The sequence below is a fragment of the Pseudomonas sp. TMW22090 genome (assembly GCF_022496665.1).
In the GTDB taxonomy this organism is placed as follows: domain Bacteria; phylum Pseudomonadota; class Gammaproteobacteria; order Pseudomonadales; family Pseudomonadaceae; genus Aquipseudomonas; species Aquipseudomonas gregormendelii.
The window spans coordinates 229,758-244,138 of sequence record NZ_SCFH01000003.1 but is presented as its reverse complement, the minus strand read 5'-3'; the positions used below and the strand labels follow the sequence as shown (position 1 = coordinate 244,138).

Here is a 14,381-nt window from a genome sequence, read left to right as displayed (position 1 = left end):
CAAGCTCGATCTATTGCAGTCTGTTCAGCATTGAATATTTATTTGCCGAGGCGCCTGTGGGCGCGTCGCTACCGTGAGATAGCCGTCCTCCATGTTTGGTTCCAACGACGACAAGAAGACCCCAGCTGCGGCTGGCGAGAAGAAAGGCCTGTTCGGATGGCTGCGCAAAAAGCCGCAGGAAACCGTCGTCGAACAGCCACAGCCACTTAATGAGCCGGTTCCAGAGCCGGTACTGGATGAGGAGCCGGCGCCGATTGTCCTGCCGATCGCCGAGCCGGTGCTGCAGCCGATCGTCGAGCCTGAACCTGAAGTCGTGGCTGAGCAACCCTCGACTCCGGTTCCGGTCGCCGAACCCTGGTTAAAATTGCCCGTCGCGGAAGAACCGGTGGCGTTGGTCGAGGATGAACTGGCACCGCACCTGCCGCCGCCAATCCCGGCACCGACGGTTGTCGCGCCGGAGCCCGCTCAGGCACTGTTTGTGGAGCCGCCTGTCGCCCCGGTGGTATTGGCTGAGCCTGAGGCTGTTGCAGTGGTACCAGTGCCAGTGCCAGTGCCAGCACCCGCTCCGGCACCAGCGCCAGCGCCAGTGGTCGAGACGTCGGTTGCCATCATCGAGCCTGTTGCAGAGCCTGTGCGAACCGAAGAATCCAAGGCGGGTTTCTTCGCGCGGCTCAAGCAAGGCTTGTCCAAGACCAGCGCCAGCATTGGCGAGGGCATGGCCAGCCTGTTCCTGGGCAAGAAGTTCATCGATGACGAATTGCTCGAAGACATCGAAACCCGCCTGCTGACAGCCGATGTTGGCGTCGAAGCCACTTCGGTGATCATCCAGCGCCTGACCCAGAAGGTCGCGCGCAAGGAGTTGGCCGATGCGGCTGCGCTGTATAAATCGCTGCAGGCGGAGTTGGCCGCCATGCTCAAGCCGGTTGAGCAGCCGCTGAAAATCACCTCACAGAACAAGCCATTCGTCATTCTGGTCGTTGGCGTCAACGGTGCCGGCAAGACCACCACGATTGGCAAGCTGGCCAAAAAGCTGCAGCTCGAAGGCAAGAAAGTCATGCTGGCCGCCGGTGACACCTTCCGTGCCGCTGCGGTCGAGCAGTTGCAGGTCTGGGGCGAGCGCAACAAGATCCCGGTGATCGCCCAACACACTGGCGCCGACTCGGCATCGGTTATCTTTGACGCCGTGCAGGCCGCGAAGGCTCGGGGCATCGATGTATTGATAGCCGATACGGCCGGGCGCCTGCACACCAAAGACAACCTGATGGAAGAACTGAAGAAGGTTCGCCGGGTGATCAGCAAGCTCGATGCGGACGCGCCGCACGAAGTGTTGCTGGTGCTTGACGCGGGGACCGGCCAGAACGCCATCAACCAGGCCAAGCAATTCAACCAGACCGTTGAATTGACCGGGCTGGCGCTGACCAAGCTCGATGGCACGGCCAAGGGCGGGGTGATTTTCGCCCTGGCCAAGCAGTTCGGCTTGCCTATTCGCTACATTGGTGTCGGCGAAGGCATCGATGACTTGCGTACTTTTGAAGCAGAACCCTTTGTCCAGGCACTGTTTGCCGAGCGGGAGCGTTCATGATTCGTTTCGAACAGGTCGGTAAACGCTATCCGAACGGTCACGTCGGCTTGCACGAGCTGAGCTTTCGGGTCCGTCGGGGCGAGTTCCTGTTTGTAACCGGGCATTCCGGCGCCGGTAAAAGTACATTGCTGCGGCTGTTGTTGGCCATGGAGCGCCCGACTACCGGCAAGTTGCTGCTGGCCGGGCAGGACCTGGCCACCATCAGCAATGCGCAGATCCCCTTTTTGCGGCGTCAGATCGGGGTAGTGTTCCAGAATCACCAGCTGCTGTTCGATCGTACGGTGTTCAATAACATTGCCTTGCCGCTGCAGATACTCGGCTTGTCGAAGGCCGAGATCGTCAAGCGCGTCGACTCCGCCCTTGAGCGTGTGGCGCTTTCCGACAAGACCGACCTGTACCCGGGGGACCTCTCTACTGGTCAACAACAGCGCGTCGGCATAGCCCGGGCCATCGTCCATCGCCCGGCCTTGCTGCTGGCGGATGAACCCACCGGTAACCTCGACCCGCGCCTGGCGGCAGAGATCATGGGGGTATTTGAAGACATCAATCGCCTCGGCACCAGCGTGCTGATCGCCAGTCACGACCTGGCATTGATCGCCCGCATGCGTCACCGCATGCTGACCCTGCAGCGCGGTCGATTGATCGGTGACGGGGAGGCCGGCGTATGAGTGCGACTCGTAGTCCCAAGGTTTCCGAGCGCGTGGCCCCGAAGGCCGCCGATCCGCAACCGCAGAAGAAAAAACGCGACGACGATGACGGCCCCGATTTTGCCACGTTGTTCCATGCCTGGATCGAAAGCCATCGCGCCAGCCTGATGGACAGCCTGCGTCGTTTGGGCAAGCAGCCTATTGGCAGCTTTTTCACCTGCATGGTGATGGCGGTCGCGCTGAGCCTGCCCATGGGGCTGTCACTTCTGCTAGGTAACGTCGAGCGTCTAGGTGGTTCCTGGCAGCGTGCGGCGCAGATTTCCCTGTACCTGCAACTCGACGCCAGCGCTGAGCAGGGGGAGGCATTGCGTGAGCAGATAAAAGCTATCCCCGGCGTCGCCGATGCTGAATACGTAGGCCGCGACCAGGCGCTCGAAGAGTTTCAGCAGCAGTCAGGCCTGGGCGACGCGCTCAAGGAGCTGCCCGAAAACCCGCTGCCTGGCGTGGTACTGGTCACCCCGAATGAGGTCGACAAGCCCGCTCTTGAAGCATTGAGACAAAAACTTTCCGAGTTGCCAAAGGTGCAGCAGGCGCAACTTGATCTGGTCTGGGTCGAGCGTTTGGCCGCGATCCTGAAGCTGGGCGACCGTTTTGTCTTCGGTCTGACCGTGCTGCTGGTTTCTGCATTACTTTTGGTGATAGGCAATACCATTCGTCTTCATATTGAAAACCGCCGCACAGAGATAGAAGTGATTAAACTCGTGGGCGGCACTGACAGTTATGTACGCAGGCCCTTTCTGTACATGGGCGCGCTGTATGGCTTCGGTGCAGGGATTTTTTCGTGGGGCTTGTTGGCGTTTGGCCTGGACTGGCTGAACGATGCGGTGGTCGGCCTGGCCGGTTTGTACGGCAGTGATTTCGCCTTGGCCGGGGTACCGGTTGCCGATGGTCTGTCGCTCTTGCTTGGCGCGGTGCTGTTGGGGTATATCGGTGCATGGATTGCAGTCGCACGCCACCTGCGGGAGCTTGCGCCGAAGTAATATCATTTTGCTCGTATTGACCTTTCAGCGTTTATGGGAACTTATTCTTCGGTTTCCGGTCAATTTTCGCAGTGCTGAACTGCACGAGTTATGTAAGACGGAGGTTTTTTCGTATGACCAATTCTTTGCAACCTGCATATGCTCTGGTCCCGGGTGCGAACCTGGAGGCCTATGTGCACACGGTGAACAGCATTCCATTGCTGACGCCGGAGCAGGAGCGTGAACTGGCCGAGAGTCTCTATTATGAGCAGGATTTGGGGGCGGCTCGGCAGATGGTGCTCGCCCACCTGCGTTTTGTCGTACACATTGCCCGTAGCTATTCCGGCTACGGTCTGGCTCAGGCTGACCTGATCCAGGAAGGCAACGTCGGCCTGATGAAGGCCGTGAAGCGCTTCAACCCGGAAATGGGTGTGCGTCTGGTTTCGTTTGCCGTGCACTGGATCAAGGCGGAGATTCACGAGTTCATCCTGCGCAACTGGCGCATCGTGAAGGTCGCGACCACCAAGGCCCAGCGCAAGCTGTTCTTCAACCTGCGTGGCCAGAAGAAACGTCTGGCATGGTTGAATAACGAGGAAGTTCACCGCGTGGCGGAAAGCCTCGGCGTTGAACCGCGTGAAGTGCGCGAGATGGAAAGTCGCCTGACCGGCCATGACATGGCCTTCGACCCGGCTGCCGAAGCAGACGACGATAGTGCTTTCCAGTCGCCAGCCAACTATCTGGAAGACCACCGGTACGACCCGGCACGTCAACTGGAGGACGCTGACTGGAGTGATAACTCCAACCACAACCTGCACGAGGCGCTGGAAGTGCTGGACGACCGCAGTCGTGACATTCTTTATCAGCGCTGGTTGGCTGAAGAGAAAGCCACGCTGCATGACCTGGCGCAGAAGTACAACGTGTCGGCCGAGCGTATTCGTCAGCTTGAGAAGAGCGCGATGAACAAGCTCAAGTTGTCTATCGCGGCGTAACTCTGGCGAACGCCATGAAAAACGCCCCGATCAGCGATGATCGGGGCGTTTTTGTTCATAAGATCAAAAGATCGCAGCCTTCGGCAGCTCCTACAGATAAATGTGTACACCTGTAGCTGGCGAAGGCTGCGATCTTTTGCTTTGGGCGTTCATTGCGCCCAAGGCGGTCGACGCGAGTCGTTCAGGCCCAGCAGATAGCTGTCGCCACCCAGCTGGCCCATCTGTTGTCGAACCCATCCTGCGCGTCGCGCAACATAGCTGGTGGGATGGCTCGCGCTCCAGACTCGCGGGTTTGGCAGGACCGCCGCCAGCAGGCTGGATTGCTGACGACTGAGCCCTTTTGCGCTAACACCAAAGTGGTGCCGCGCTGCCGCCTCTGCGCCAAACACGCCCTCATCCCACTCCACACTGTTGAGGTAAACCTCAAGAATCCGCTGCTTGGGCCAGAGCACTTCTATCAACCCGGTAAACCACGCTTCCAGGCCTTTGCGCAGCCAGCTGCGGCCGGACCACAAGAACAGGTTCTTCGACACCTGCTGGCTCAAGGTGCTGGCGCCCCGAATCGAACCGCCGAGCTCGTTGTGAGCCAGGGCTTTTTGAATCGCGCCAAAATCGAATCCCCAGTGCTCCGGGAATTTCTGGTCTTCACCGGCAATCACCGCAAGCTTGAGGTCGTCGGAGATCTCATCCCAGGGTTTCCAGGTGCGTTGCAGGTCAATGGGCTCGCCGTCGAACCATGACTCGATCTTGCGCTCGACCATCAAGGCCGTTCCCGGGGGCGGCACCACGCGAAATATCAGCACCAGCAATACGCTGCCGCCCGCGAACCAGAGCACGGCCTTGGTGAATCTTCGTACAATTAAACGCAGCATAGAGATGGCTTGGCCGAACCCGTTGAGCGGGCCATTATACAGACCCTGTTGATCGAGTCTGACTGGAGTTCTCATGCTGCGTGGCTTTCTGATGCTGGCCGCTTTTTTCGGCTTTACCGGAGTTGCCCTGGGCGCATTCGCTGCCCATGGCCTGAAGAGTCGCCTGACGCCTGAATACCTTGCGATATTCCACACCGGCGTCACTTATCAATTGGTGCATACCCTGGCATTGCTGGGCGTGGCGCTGCTGGCGACACAAATGCCGGGACGCCTGGTCACGTGGGCAGGTGCTTCGTTTGCGATCGGCATCCTGCTGTTTTCCGGCAGCTTGTATGTGTTAACCATGACGGGCATCAGCAAACTTGGGATCATCACCCCGTTTGGCGGGCTGGCGTTTCTGGTGGGCTGGTTTTGCCTGGGTCTTGCCGCCTGGCGCCTGGCCTGAGGTAACCAAACCTCTGTAGGCGCTGCCGCAGGCTGCGATCTTTTGATCTTCAAAAAAGCCAGATCAAAAGATCGCAGCCTGCGGCAGCTCCTACCGGGAGGATTGTGTTTCAAGACGAATGGCTTGGGTCGATCTGGTTGATCGGGCTAGAATGCCAGCCCCTTAAAATGATGGTGGCCTGCGGCATGCGCATTCAGTTGAACGGCGAATCCCTTGAACTGCCCGACGGTGAAACCGTTGCGGCCCTGCTGACCCGTCTGGAACTTACCGGACGCCGGGTAGCGGTCGAGCTCAATCTGGACATCGTCCCGCGCAGCCAGCATGCCGAAACCACCTTGAACGACGGTGATTCAGTCGAAGTTGTGCACGCCATCGGCGGCGGCTAGTCGCCCGGCCCGCAAGGGCACAGAATTCTGCAAGAACCTCACCCCAACAGAGGATTTCCCATGAGCATCGTTCGTAGCGACAAGCCCTTCGTCCTGGCCGGTCGTACCTACCAGTCGCGTTTGCTGGTAGGCACAGGCAAGTACCGTGACATGGAAGAAACCCGCCTGGCCATCGAAGCCTCGGGTGCCGAGATCGTGACCTTCGCCGTGCGCCGTACCAACCTTGGCCAGAACCCGGGCGAACCGAACCTGCTCGAAGTCCTGTCGCCGGATCGCTACACCTTCCTGCCGAACACGGCAGGCTGCTTCGATGCCGCCGAGGCCGTGCGCACCTGTCGGCTGGCCCGGGAGCTGCTGGGCGGCCACAACCTGGTGAAGCTCGAAGTGCTGGCGGACCAGAAAACCCTGTTTCCCAACGTGATTGAAACCCTGAAGGCTGCCGAAGTGCTGGTCAAGGAAGGTTTTGATGTGATGGTCTACACCAGCGATGACCCGATCATTGCCCGTCAGCTGGCGGAAATCGGTGTGATCGCGGTGATGCCGCTGGCCGGTCTGATCGGCACGGGACTGGGGATCTGCAACCCTTACAACCTGCAGATCATCCTCGAAGAAGCCAAGATTCCCGTACTGGTGGATGCCGGTGTGGGTACCGCTTCCGACGCTACGATTGCCATGGAACTGGGCTGCGAGGCGGTGTTGATGAACTCGGCTATCGCCCATGCCCAGCAGCCGGTCATGATGGCCGAAGCCATGAAACATGCGATCGTCGCGGGCCGTCTGGCCTACCTCGCCGGTCGCATGCCGAAAAAACTCTATGCCAGCGCCTCCTCGCCGCTGGATGGTCTGATCAAGTAAGAGCCATTGATGACTGAATCAAAAGAAACGCCTATCCAGCCGGAAGAAGGCGAAGAGCGCCAACACCGTCGTATCAAGAGTTTTGTGATGCGCGCCGGGCGCATGACCGAAGGCCAGCAGAAAGGCCTGGAGCAGGGCACGCCACTGTTCGTGCTGCCGCTCGCCGATGCGCCGGTGGACTTCGATCAAGTGTTTGGCCGCTCTGCGCCGCGCTCCCTGGAAATCGGTTTCGGCATGGGCCATTCCTTGCTGGAAATGGCTGCGGCTTCGCCGGAGCAGGATTTCATTGGCGTTGAGGTGCACCGTCCGGGTGTTGGCGCGCTGCTCAATGGCGTGCTGACCCAGGGCCTGACCAACCTTCGAGTCTACGATTGCGATGCGATCGAAGTGCTCAACCGCTGCGTGGCGGATAACAGCCTTGATCGCCTGATGCTGTTTTTCCCGGATCCATGGCACAAGAGTCGTCACCACAAGCGTCGTATCGTTCAGGCGTCGTTCGCTGAGCTGGTGCGTAGCAAGTTGAAGGTCGGCGGCGTGCTGCACATGGCCACGGACTGGGAGCCGTACGCCGAGTACATGCTGGAAGTGATGAACGTCGCGCCGGGTTATCGCAACCTGGCCGAAGACGGTAAGTGCGTACCGCGCCCGGCCGAGCGGCCGATCACCAAGTTCGAACGCCGTGGTGAACGTCTTGGGCATGGCGTGTGGGATCTGAAGTTCGAAAAGCAGTCCTGAACCGTAATGCAAAATCCTGTGGGAGCGGGCTTGCCCGCGATGACGCCATAACATTCAACAACTGTGTTGACTGTCAGACCGCTATCGCGGGCAAGCCCGCTCCCACAGTTTTTGTGGCGTGTTCAGAATCAGCGGCGGTCAGCCACTACACCAATCAACACCAGCACCACGACCAGCACCGGCGCCAGGCTGTAGTTGTTGAACTGGCTCAGGCCCTTGACGATCCACGGCGTCGCATAAATCAGCGCGGCACCGCTGCCGACCATGCACAGCAAGGCCATCATCGGGACGCGCAAGGCGCCCGCGACGCTGCCCAGGCGTTGCTCGACCCAACCTTTGAAATCTGCACCAAACAACACCAACAGGCACCCCACCAGGGCCAGGGCGATTTCCGAGAGGTTGCTGCGGCTCCAGCGAGACACCGTGGCGAGGAGGTCGAGTACCAAATCCATTCGTTTTCCCTTAGGGCTGAAATCAGCTCAGAAAATTCTGCAGCAAGTCATTGAGAAACAGCTGGCCGCGTTCGGTGGCCGCCAGGCGTGACGGTTCGACCTGCAACAGGCCACTTTGTTCTGCCTCCAGCCGACCTTGCGCGAAGCTTTCCAGCGGCAGGCCGGTACGCTCAGGATAGAGTCGCGAATCCACGCCTTGTGTCAGGCGCAGGGCGTTCATCAGGAATTCGAATGGCAGCTCTTCGTTGGTCAGCGCTTTCTCGCCGGCCTGGAAATTTTTTGCCGGGTTGAGGTAATCCTTGGGCAGCCGGGTCTTCCAGGTGCGCACGATGCGCCCGTCCGGATGGCTCAGCTTGCCATGGGCGCCGGCACCGATGCCGATGAAATCGCCGAAACTCCAGTAGTTGAGGTTATGCCGCGCTGGGCGGCCAGGCTGTGCATAGGCCGACACTTCATATTGCGCGTAGCCGTGCTCGGCCATCAGCGCCTGCCCGGCCTCCTGAATGTCCCACAAGGTGTCATCTTCAGGCAGCGCAGGCGGCTGGTTCCAGAACACGGTGTTCGGTTCCAGGGTCAGTTGATACCAGGACAGGTGAGTCGGCTTAAGGGCGATAGCCTGGCGCAGGTCACTCAACGCATCGTCCAGGGACTGATCGGGCAAGCCGTGCATCAGGTCCAGGTTGAAGTTGTCGAACCCGGCCTGACGCGCCATGCCGGCAGCACGGAGGGCTTCGTCACCGTTATGAATGCGGCCCAGGGCCTTGAGTTTCTCTTCCTGGAAGCTCTGGATGCCGATCGACAGGCGATTGATGCCCAGCGCGCGGTAAGCCATGAACTTTTCCTGCTCGAAGGTCCCGGGATTGGCTTCCAGGGTGATTTCGATGTCTGCGGCGAACGTTATGCGCTGCTCGACGCCCTTGAGCAGTCGGCCCAGGGCCGCAGCGCTGAACAGGCTCGGCGTGCCACCGCCAAAGAAGATCGAACTCAGCTCGCGGCCATACACCGCGTGCAGATCCTGATCGAGATCGGCCAGCAAGGCATCGACGTATTCCTCTTCCGGAAGCACCGGGCTGGCGGTGTGGGAATTGAAGTCGCAATAAGGACATTTGCGTACACACCACGGGATGTGGATGTACAGCGCCAGGGGCGGCAGTACGGCAAGCGCTGCCCGAGGCGGTTGTGCAGCGCCGCCGTAAATCAGCGGCGATGCGGAGGAGTCGAGGGTCATTTCAGGCCCAGACGCAGGCGCAGCAGTTCCATTGCACGGGCGCGGTGGCTGATCAGGTTCTTGTCGCCAGGGCTCAGCTCTGCGCTGGAGCAGTCGCGTTCCGGCACCCAGAACAGCGGATCATAGCCAAAACCATGCTCGCCGCTGGCCTGGGTCAGGATGCGCCCTTGCCACAAGCCTTCGCAGAGTATCGGCAGCGGATCATCGGCGTGCCGCACCAGGGCCAGTACACACACGAATTGCGCGCCGCGTTCGGTTTCAGGTATGTCTTTCAAGGCGTCGAGCAGCTTGGCGTTGTTCGCCGCATCGCCTTGGCCATCAGCGTAACGGGCCGAATAGATGCCCGGTGCGCCACCGAGGAAATCCACTGCCAGGCCCGAATCATCGGCCAGCGCCGGCAGGCCGGAGATGCGCGCGGCGTTGCGGGCCTTGAGAATGGCATTCTCGACAAACGACAGGCCCGTTTCTTCAGGCTCGACATTGCTGAATTCGCCGATCGAGCGCAATTGCACCGAATCGCCGAGCATGGCCTGGAGTTCCTTGAGTTTGCCGGCATTGTGGCTGGCCAGTACGAGTTGGGTGAAGTTCATCATTGGCCGGGGAAAAGCTCTTGGTTGAAATTGATGGTGTTGATTTTATCGCCAGTCTGCACCTGAATATTAAAGGTGCGGGTCTCCTGCTGATCAACCGGGTATTGGGCGATATAGTAAATCGCACCCTGTTCGGTGATCTGGCGGAAGTTGAGCTTTACGCTCTGGCTGGTCAGGTCCTTGATGGTGCCGCTGACCTGGGCCATCAGCGGCTTGCCGTCCTTGAGCACCGAAATGTTGATCACGCCCTGGTTCTTGCTGCGGGTCAGTTCCGCGGCTTTGGCAATGTCCGGCGTCAGGAAGGTGGAATTGAAGGTGTTGTAATGCACCGTCACGTCACCGAATTTTTCCTGGCGTTCACCCTTGATGGCGTCGGCGGCCATGGCGGTCACGCTCAGGCAGGCAGTAAATAGAAACAGCGCTAGACGACCCATGTTGGTTCTCCTCGAAATGTCGTGTTTCACACCGCGATCTTGTGATCCTGCAGGCCGGGGCTGCTGACGCGGTAGATGCCGATTTCACCTAATAGATTAGGCCATAGCTTGCTGGCCCACCCGTGGCGATGCTGTTGATCGACAGCCAGCCGATCAATGACCTTGGCTTCACGTTCGCGACACAACTCTTCAAAGTCGCCGAAAGTGCAGAAGTGGATGTTCGGCGTGTTGTACCAGGTGTAGGGCAGGAAATCGGAAACGGGCATCCGCCCCTTGCTCGCGAGGTACCAGCGGCAGCGCCAGTGGCCGAAGTTCGGGAAGGTGATGATGCACTGGCGACCGACCCGCAGCATCTCGTCGAGGATTCGGTCCGGGTAGTGCACCGCTTGCAATGCCTGGGTCATGACCACGATGTCGAAACTGTTGCTGGCGAAGTTGCCCAGGCCCTTGTCCAGGTCCTGCTCGATGACGTTGATGCCTTTGGCGACGCATTCGGCAATGTTGTCCGGGTCGTTTTCCAGCCCGTAGCCGGTCACCTGCTTGTTGTCGCGCAGCCAGGTCAGCAGTTCACCGTCGCCGCAACCCAGGTCGAGTACGCGGCTGCCGGCGGGGATCCATTCCTGGATGATTTCCAGATCGGCTCTCATGATGTCCTCAAAGCGAAATTCGGTTCATGTAGTTGCTGAACGCCTGCAGGTAACGCGGAATCGGAATCAGGAAGGCGTCGTGGCCTTGCGGAGCGTCGATCTCGAGGTAGCACACGTCTTTCTTGGCGGCCATCAGCGCATCCACCAGCTCCCGCGAGCGGGCAGGGGAGAAGCGCCAGTCGGTGGTGAACGACATCACGCAGAATTTGGCCTGGGCGTTGGCGAAGGTTTTCGCCAGGTCGTCGTCGAAATTCGCCGCGGGATCGAAGTAGTCCAGCGCCTTGGTCATCAACAGATAGGTGTTGGCGTCGAAGCGGCCGGAAAACTCCTCCCCCTGGTAACGCAAGTAGCTTTCGACCTGGAACTCGACGCTGTGGAAGTCGTAGTTGAGCTTTTCACTTTTCAGGCCGCGGCCGAATTTCTCGCCCATGGAGTCATCGGACAGATAAGTTATGTGCCCGACCATCCGTGCCAGCATCAAGCCGCGCTTGGGGATTACGCCTGCTTCTTGGAACGAGCCACCGTGGAATTCGGGGTCGGTCAGGATGGCCTGGCGCGCCACTTCGTTGAACGCGATGTTCTGTGCCGACAACTTGGGGGCCGAGGCGATTGCCAGGCAGTGCCGGATGCGATCGGGGTAGGTAATGCTCCATTGCATCGCCTGCATGCCGCCCAGGCTGCCGCCGATCACGGCGGCCCATTGGTTGATGCCGAGCACGTCCGCCAGGCGTGCCTGGCTGTGCACCCAATCCTCCACCGTGAGCACCGGGAAGTCGGCTCCAAATGGCTTGCCGGTCTCCGGGTTGATGCTGCTCGGGCCGGTGGAGCCATTGCAGCCGCCCAGGTTGTTCAGGCTGACGACAAAAAATTTAGTCGTATCAATGGGCTTGCCGGGGCCGATGCAACTGTCCCACCATCCGGGTTTGCGGTCGTCGGGGCTGTGGAAACCGGCGGCGTGGTGGTGGCCGGACAAGGCGTGGCAGATCAGCACGGCGTTACTCGCCGTGGCGTTCAGCGTGCCGTAGGTTTCGTAGATCAGGTCATAGGCTGGAAGCGAACGGCCACAGGCCAGGGCCAGCGGTTCACTGAAGTGCGCCACGTGCGGCGTCACCAGGCCAACAGAATCGGCGGGAAAGGCAGTTGGCATCGACCCTGCTCTCGTTGAAATGAGGCGTAAGTCTAAAGACCGGTGGGGTTAGCGGCAAGCAAAGGCCGGGGCTGTTTGTTACTTGTCATACCGAGGCGTGGCCATCGCGGGCAAGCCTTGCTCCCACAAGTCGGCACTTTACCTGTGGGAGCGGGCTTGCTCGCGAAGAACGATGCTGCAGTGAGCCTGGGAGTTAGATGAGCAAGCGCAGGATCTGCGGCATCATCGTCATCTCGGCCAGGTTGTTGATGACCAGCATGTCGATCAGCTTCAACACCATGAACGCGAGGATCGGCGAGATATCCAGGCCGCCGAGGTTTGGCAGGATCTTGCGGAACGGTGCAAGGGCCGGTTCGCAGATCTGGTTGACCAGCTCGGCGCCAGGGTTGTGGCTACCCGGTGCAACCCACGACAGGATCACACTGATGATCAGGGCAAAGAAGAAAATCTTCAGGAACAGCGCGGTCACGCCGATCAGCGACCAGATCAGCAGTTGCAGCGGGTTGCCGGTCGTGCCGTAGGTCAGCAGCAGTGTCAGCGCCATCAGTGCCAATTGCACCAGGATCGCCAGCACCAGGGACGACATGTCCAGGCCGAACATGCTCGGGATAATCCGGCGCAGGGGCTTGAGCAGCGGTTGGGTGGCTTTTACCGCGAATTGGCAGAGCGGGTTATAGAAGTTCGCCCGCACCAGTTGCAGCACGAAACGCAACAGTACGATCAGCAGATACAGACTGCCGAGGGTTTGCAGCACGTAGACCGCTGCAGTGTTCAATCCAATCATGTAAGGCTCCTTATTGACCCAATTGTTCGGCCATTTCGGCCGAGCGGTGCGCAGCGGCGCCGAGTGCTTTTTCTACCAGCGCTTCAAAGCCGCCAGCCTGGAACGACTTGATTGCAGCTTCGGTGGTACCTGCAGGGGAAGTCACGCGGCGACGCAATTCAGCCGCGTCGACGTCACTGGCAACCGCCATGTGTGCAGCGCCCAACGCCGTTTGCATGGTCAGTTGAGCGGCGATATCTGCTGGCAGGCCGAGTTTCACGCCGGCAGCGGTCATCGCTTCAATCAGCAGAAAGAAGTACGCCGGGCCGCTGCCGGACACCGCAGTGACCGCGTCCAGCTGCTGTTCTTCGTCAAGCCACAGGGCGATGCCGACGGCGGACAGCAACTCTTCGGCTTGCTGGCGTTGCTCGGCGCTGACTTCGGCCGTAGCGAACAACCCGCTCACACCTTGGCGCAGCAGCGCCGGGGTATTGGGCATGCAGCGCACGATAGGCTGTGCGCCGAGCCAGTTGTTCATGCTGGAGCAGGTAATGCCGGCAGCGATGGACACCACCAGTTGGTTCGGCTTCAGGTTTGGGCGAATCGCTTCGCACACGGCCTTCATCGCCTGGGGTTTGACCGCCAGGACGACCACGTCGGCGTCTTTGATGGCCTCGGCGTTGTCGGCAAATACAGCAATGCCGTGTTCAGCGGCGACTTTCGAGCGGGTTTCAGCGCCCGGATCGCTGGCGCGGATCTGCGCGGCTTCCAGACCTTTGGCGCGCAGGCCGCCGATCAGGCTGGCGGCCATGTTGCCGGCACCGATAAAGGCAATACGAGTCTTGCTCATGTCAGGTCCTTACAAAGAGAGCCATCAAGGCTGCATTGGTTGAGAGCCGCGGGCGCCAAACAGGGCCGTACCGATACGGACCCAGGTGGCGCCCATGGCGATGGCCGACTCGAGGTCGTGGCTCATGCCCATGGAAAGTGTGTCGAGCGGCAGGTTCAAACTGGCTTGCAGTTGCTGTACGGCAGCAAAGGCGGCGTCCTGGGCGGCGCGATCTTCAGTTGGCTCGGGAATCGCCATCAGCCCGCGCAAGCGGATGCGCGGCAATTGGCTGATGGCTTGCGCCAGCGCCGGCAGATCTTCAGGGGTACAGCCGGATTTGCTGGCTTCACCGCTGACGTTGACCTGGATGCAGATATTCAGTGGAGGCAAATCGGCCGGACGTTGTTCGGACAGGCGTTGTGCGATTTTCAAGCGATCCACGGAATGCACCCAGGCGAAGTGCTCGGCGATAGCGCGAGTCTTGTTCGATTGAATGGGGCCGATGAAGTGCCAGATCAAGGGCAGGTCGGCCAATTCGAGCTGTTTGCCCAGGGCTTCCTGCAGATAGTTCTCGCCGAAGTCGCAGATCCCGGCGGCATGTGCTTCGCGCAACGCTTCGGCGGGCTTGGTCTTGCTCACGGCGAGCAACTGCACGCTGTGCTCGTCGCGGTGAGCGGCCCGGGCCGCAGCATGGATGCGCGAACTAACCTGTGCGATGTTGTCTGCTATCGTGGACATTCAAGAGGCGCCAGCGGTTCTGA

The 14,381-nt window shown here is 60.0% G+C and carries 18 protein-coding genes; 8 read left to right on the top strand and 10 right to left on the bottom strand.

Features of this window, described 5'->3' with window-relative positions; translation table 11 throughout:
• Positions 1 to 91 precede the first annotated feature (91 nt).
• The 4 genes from ftsY to rpoH all read left to right on the top strand — a co-directional run bounded on the left by ftsY (position 92) and on the right by rpoH (position 4,237).
• Positions 92 to 1,582: a signal recognition particle-docking protein FtsY gene (ftsY, locus tag EQV97_RS10360; RefSeq protein WP_240888903.1), complete on the top strand. Its 1,491-nt coding sequence runs from the start codon at positions 92 to 94 to the stop codon at positions 1,580 to 1,582.
• Complete coding sequence (gene ftsE, locus EQV97_RS10355) at positions 1,579 to 2,250, top strand: cell division ATP-binding protein FtsE (RefSeq protein ID WP_045059812.1); 672 nt, start codon at positions 1,579 to 1,581, stop codon at positions 2,248 to 2,250. Before ftsY ends, ftsE begins: the two co-directional genes overlap by 4 nt.
• Positions 2,247 to 3,269, top strand: a complete 1,023-nt coding sequence (gene ftsX, locus EQV97_RS10350) for a permease-like cell division protein FtsX (protein WP_122841134.1) — start codon at positions 2,247 to 2,249, stop codon at positions 3,267 to 3,269. The genes ftsE and ftsX overlap by 4 nt, the downstream gene beginning before the upstream one ends.
• 113 nt (positions 3,270 to 3,382) lie before the next feature.
• Complete coding sequence (gene rpoH, locus EQV97_RS10345) at positions 3,383 to 4,237, top strand: RNA polymerase sigma factor RpoH (protein WP_045059814.1); 855 nt, start codon at positions 3,383 to 3,385, stop codon at positions 4,235 to 4,237.
• Positions 4,238 to 4,386: 149 nt separating this feature from the next.
• On the opposite strand, the gene mtgA is transcribed toward rpoH, so the two are convergent.
• Positions 4,387 to 5,109, bottom strand: coding sequence for a monofunctional biosynthetic peptidoglycan transglycosylase (gene mtgA / locus EQV97_RS10340; RefSeq protein WP_122841135.1), 723 nt, complete (start codon positions 5,107 to 5,109; stop codon positions 4,387 to 4,389).
• 73 nt (positions 5,110 to 5,182) lie between these two features.
• Between mtgA and EQV97_RS10335 the strand changes: the two genes are divergently transcribed.
• The 4 genes from EQV97_RS10335 to trmB all read left to right on the top strand — a co-directional run bounded on the left by EQV97_RS10335 (position 5,183) and on the right by trmB (position 7,530).
• Positions 5,183 to 5,554, top strand: coding sequence for a DUF423 domain-containing protein (locus tag EQV97_RS10335; protein WP_122841136.1), 372 nt, complete (start codon positions 5,183 to 5,185; stop codon positions 5,552 to 5,554).
• A 185-nt stretch (positions 5,555 to 5,739) separates the two neighbouring features.
• On the top strand, positions 5,740 to 5,940 hold the full coding sequence (gene thiS / locus EQV97_RS10330) for a sulfur carrier protein ThiS (protein ID WP_007897898.1): 201 nt from the start codon (positions 5,740 to 5,742) through the stop codon (positions 5,938 to 5,940).
• A gap of 60 nt (positions 5,941 to 6,000) precedes the next feature.
• The gene (locus EQV97_RS10325) at positions 6,001 to 6,795 is read left to right on the top strand and encodes a thiazole synthase (RefSeq protein ID WP_122841137.1); all 795 of its coding nucleotides are present in this window, start codon (positions 6,001 to 6,003) and stop codon (positions 6,793 to 6,795) included.
• 9 nt (positions 6,796 to 6,804) lie between these two features.
• Entirely contained in the window at positions 6,805 to 7,530 is a 726-nt protein-coding gene (gene trmB, locus EQV97_RS10320) for a tRNA (guanosine(46)-N7)-methyltransferase TrmB (RefSeq protein WP_045059818.1), read from the top strand.
• Positions 7,531 to 7,658: 128 nt separating this feature from the next.
• Here the strand turns inward: trmB and EQV97_RS10315 are convergent, their stop codons facing one another.
• The 9 genes from EQV97_RS10315 to EQV97_RS10275 all read right to left on the bottom strand — a co-directional run bounded on the left by EQV97_RS10315 (position 7,659) and on the right by EQV97_RS10275 (position 14,358).
• On the bottom strand, positions 7,659 to 7,982 hold the full coding sequence (locus tag EQV97_RS10315; RefSeq protein WP_122841138.1) for a DUF3392 domain-containing protein: 324 nt from the start codon (positions 7,980 to 7,982) through the stop codon (positions 7,659 to 7,661).
• Between the two features lie 22 nt (positions 7,983 to 8,004).
• Positions 8,005 to 9,210 carry a radical SAM family heme chaperone HemW gene (hemW, locus tag EQV97_RS10310; RefSeq protein WP_240888902.1) on the bottom strand — a complete coding sequence of 402 codons (1,206 nt, stop codon included), beginning with the start codon at positions 9,208 to 9,210 and terminating at the stop codon, positions 8,005 to 8,007.
• A complete protein-coding gene (rdgB, locus tag EQV97_RS10305; RefSeq protein WP_240888901.1) occupies positions 9,207 to 9,803 on the bottom strand; it encodes an RdgB/HAM1 family non-canonical purine NTP pyrophosphatase in 597 nt (198 codons plus the stop codon). Before rdgB ends, hemW begins: the two co-directional genes overlap by 4 nt.
• Complete coding sequence (locus tag EQV97_RS10300) at positions 9,800 to 10,234, bottom strand: DUF4426 domain-containing protein (RefSeq protein WP_045059821.1); 435 nt, start codon at positions 10,232 to 10,234, stop codon at positions 9,800 to 9,802. The genes rdgB and EQV97_RS10300 overlap by 4 nt, the downstream gene beginning before the upstream one ends.
• A gap of 26 nt (positions 10,235 to 10,260) precedes the next feature.
• Entirely contained in the window at positions 10,261 to 10,881 is a 621-nt protein-coding gene (metW, locus tag EQV97_RS10295) for a methionine biosynthesis protein MetW (protein WP_045059822.1), read from the bottom strand.
• A gap of 7 nt (positions 10,882 to 10,888) precedes the next feature.
• The gene (locus EQV97_RS10290) at positions 10,889 to 12,028 is read right to left on the bottom strand and encodes a homoserine O-acetyltransferase (protein WP_240888900.1); all 1,140 of its coding nucleotides are present in this window, start codon (positions 12,026 to 12,028) and stop codon (positions 10,889 to 10,891) included.
• A gap of 193 nt (positions 12,029 to 12,221) precedes the next feature.
• Positions 12,222 to 12,812, bottom strand: coding sequence for a YggT family protein (locus tag EQV97_RS10285; protein WP_045059824.1), 591 nt, complete (start codon positions 12,810 to 12,812; stop codon positions 12,222 to 12,224).
• A 10-nt stretch (positions 12,813 to 12,822) separates the two neighbouring features.
• Positions 12,823 to 13,641, bottom strand: coding sequence for a pyrroline-5-carboxylate reductase (gene proC, locus EQV97_RS10280; RefSeq protein WP_122841141.1), 819 nt, complete (start codon positions 13,639 to 13,641; stop codon positions 12,823 to 12,825).
• A gap of 24 nt (positions 13,642 to 13,665) precedes the next feature.
• Complete coding sequence (locus tag EQV97_RS10275; RefSeq protein WP_122841142.1) at positions 13,666 to 14,358, bottom strand: YggS family pyridoxal phosphate-dependent enzyme; 693 nt, start codon at positions 14,356 to 14,358, stop codon at positions 13,666 to 13,668.
• Positions 14,359 to 14,381 lie beyond the last annotated feature (23 nt).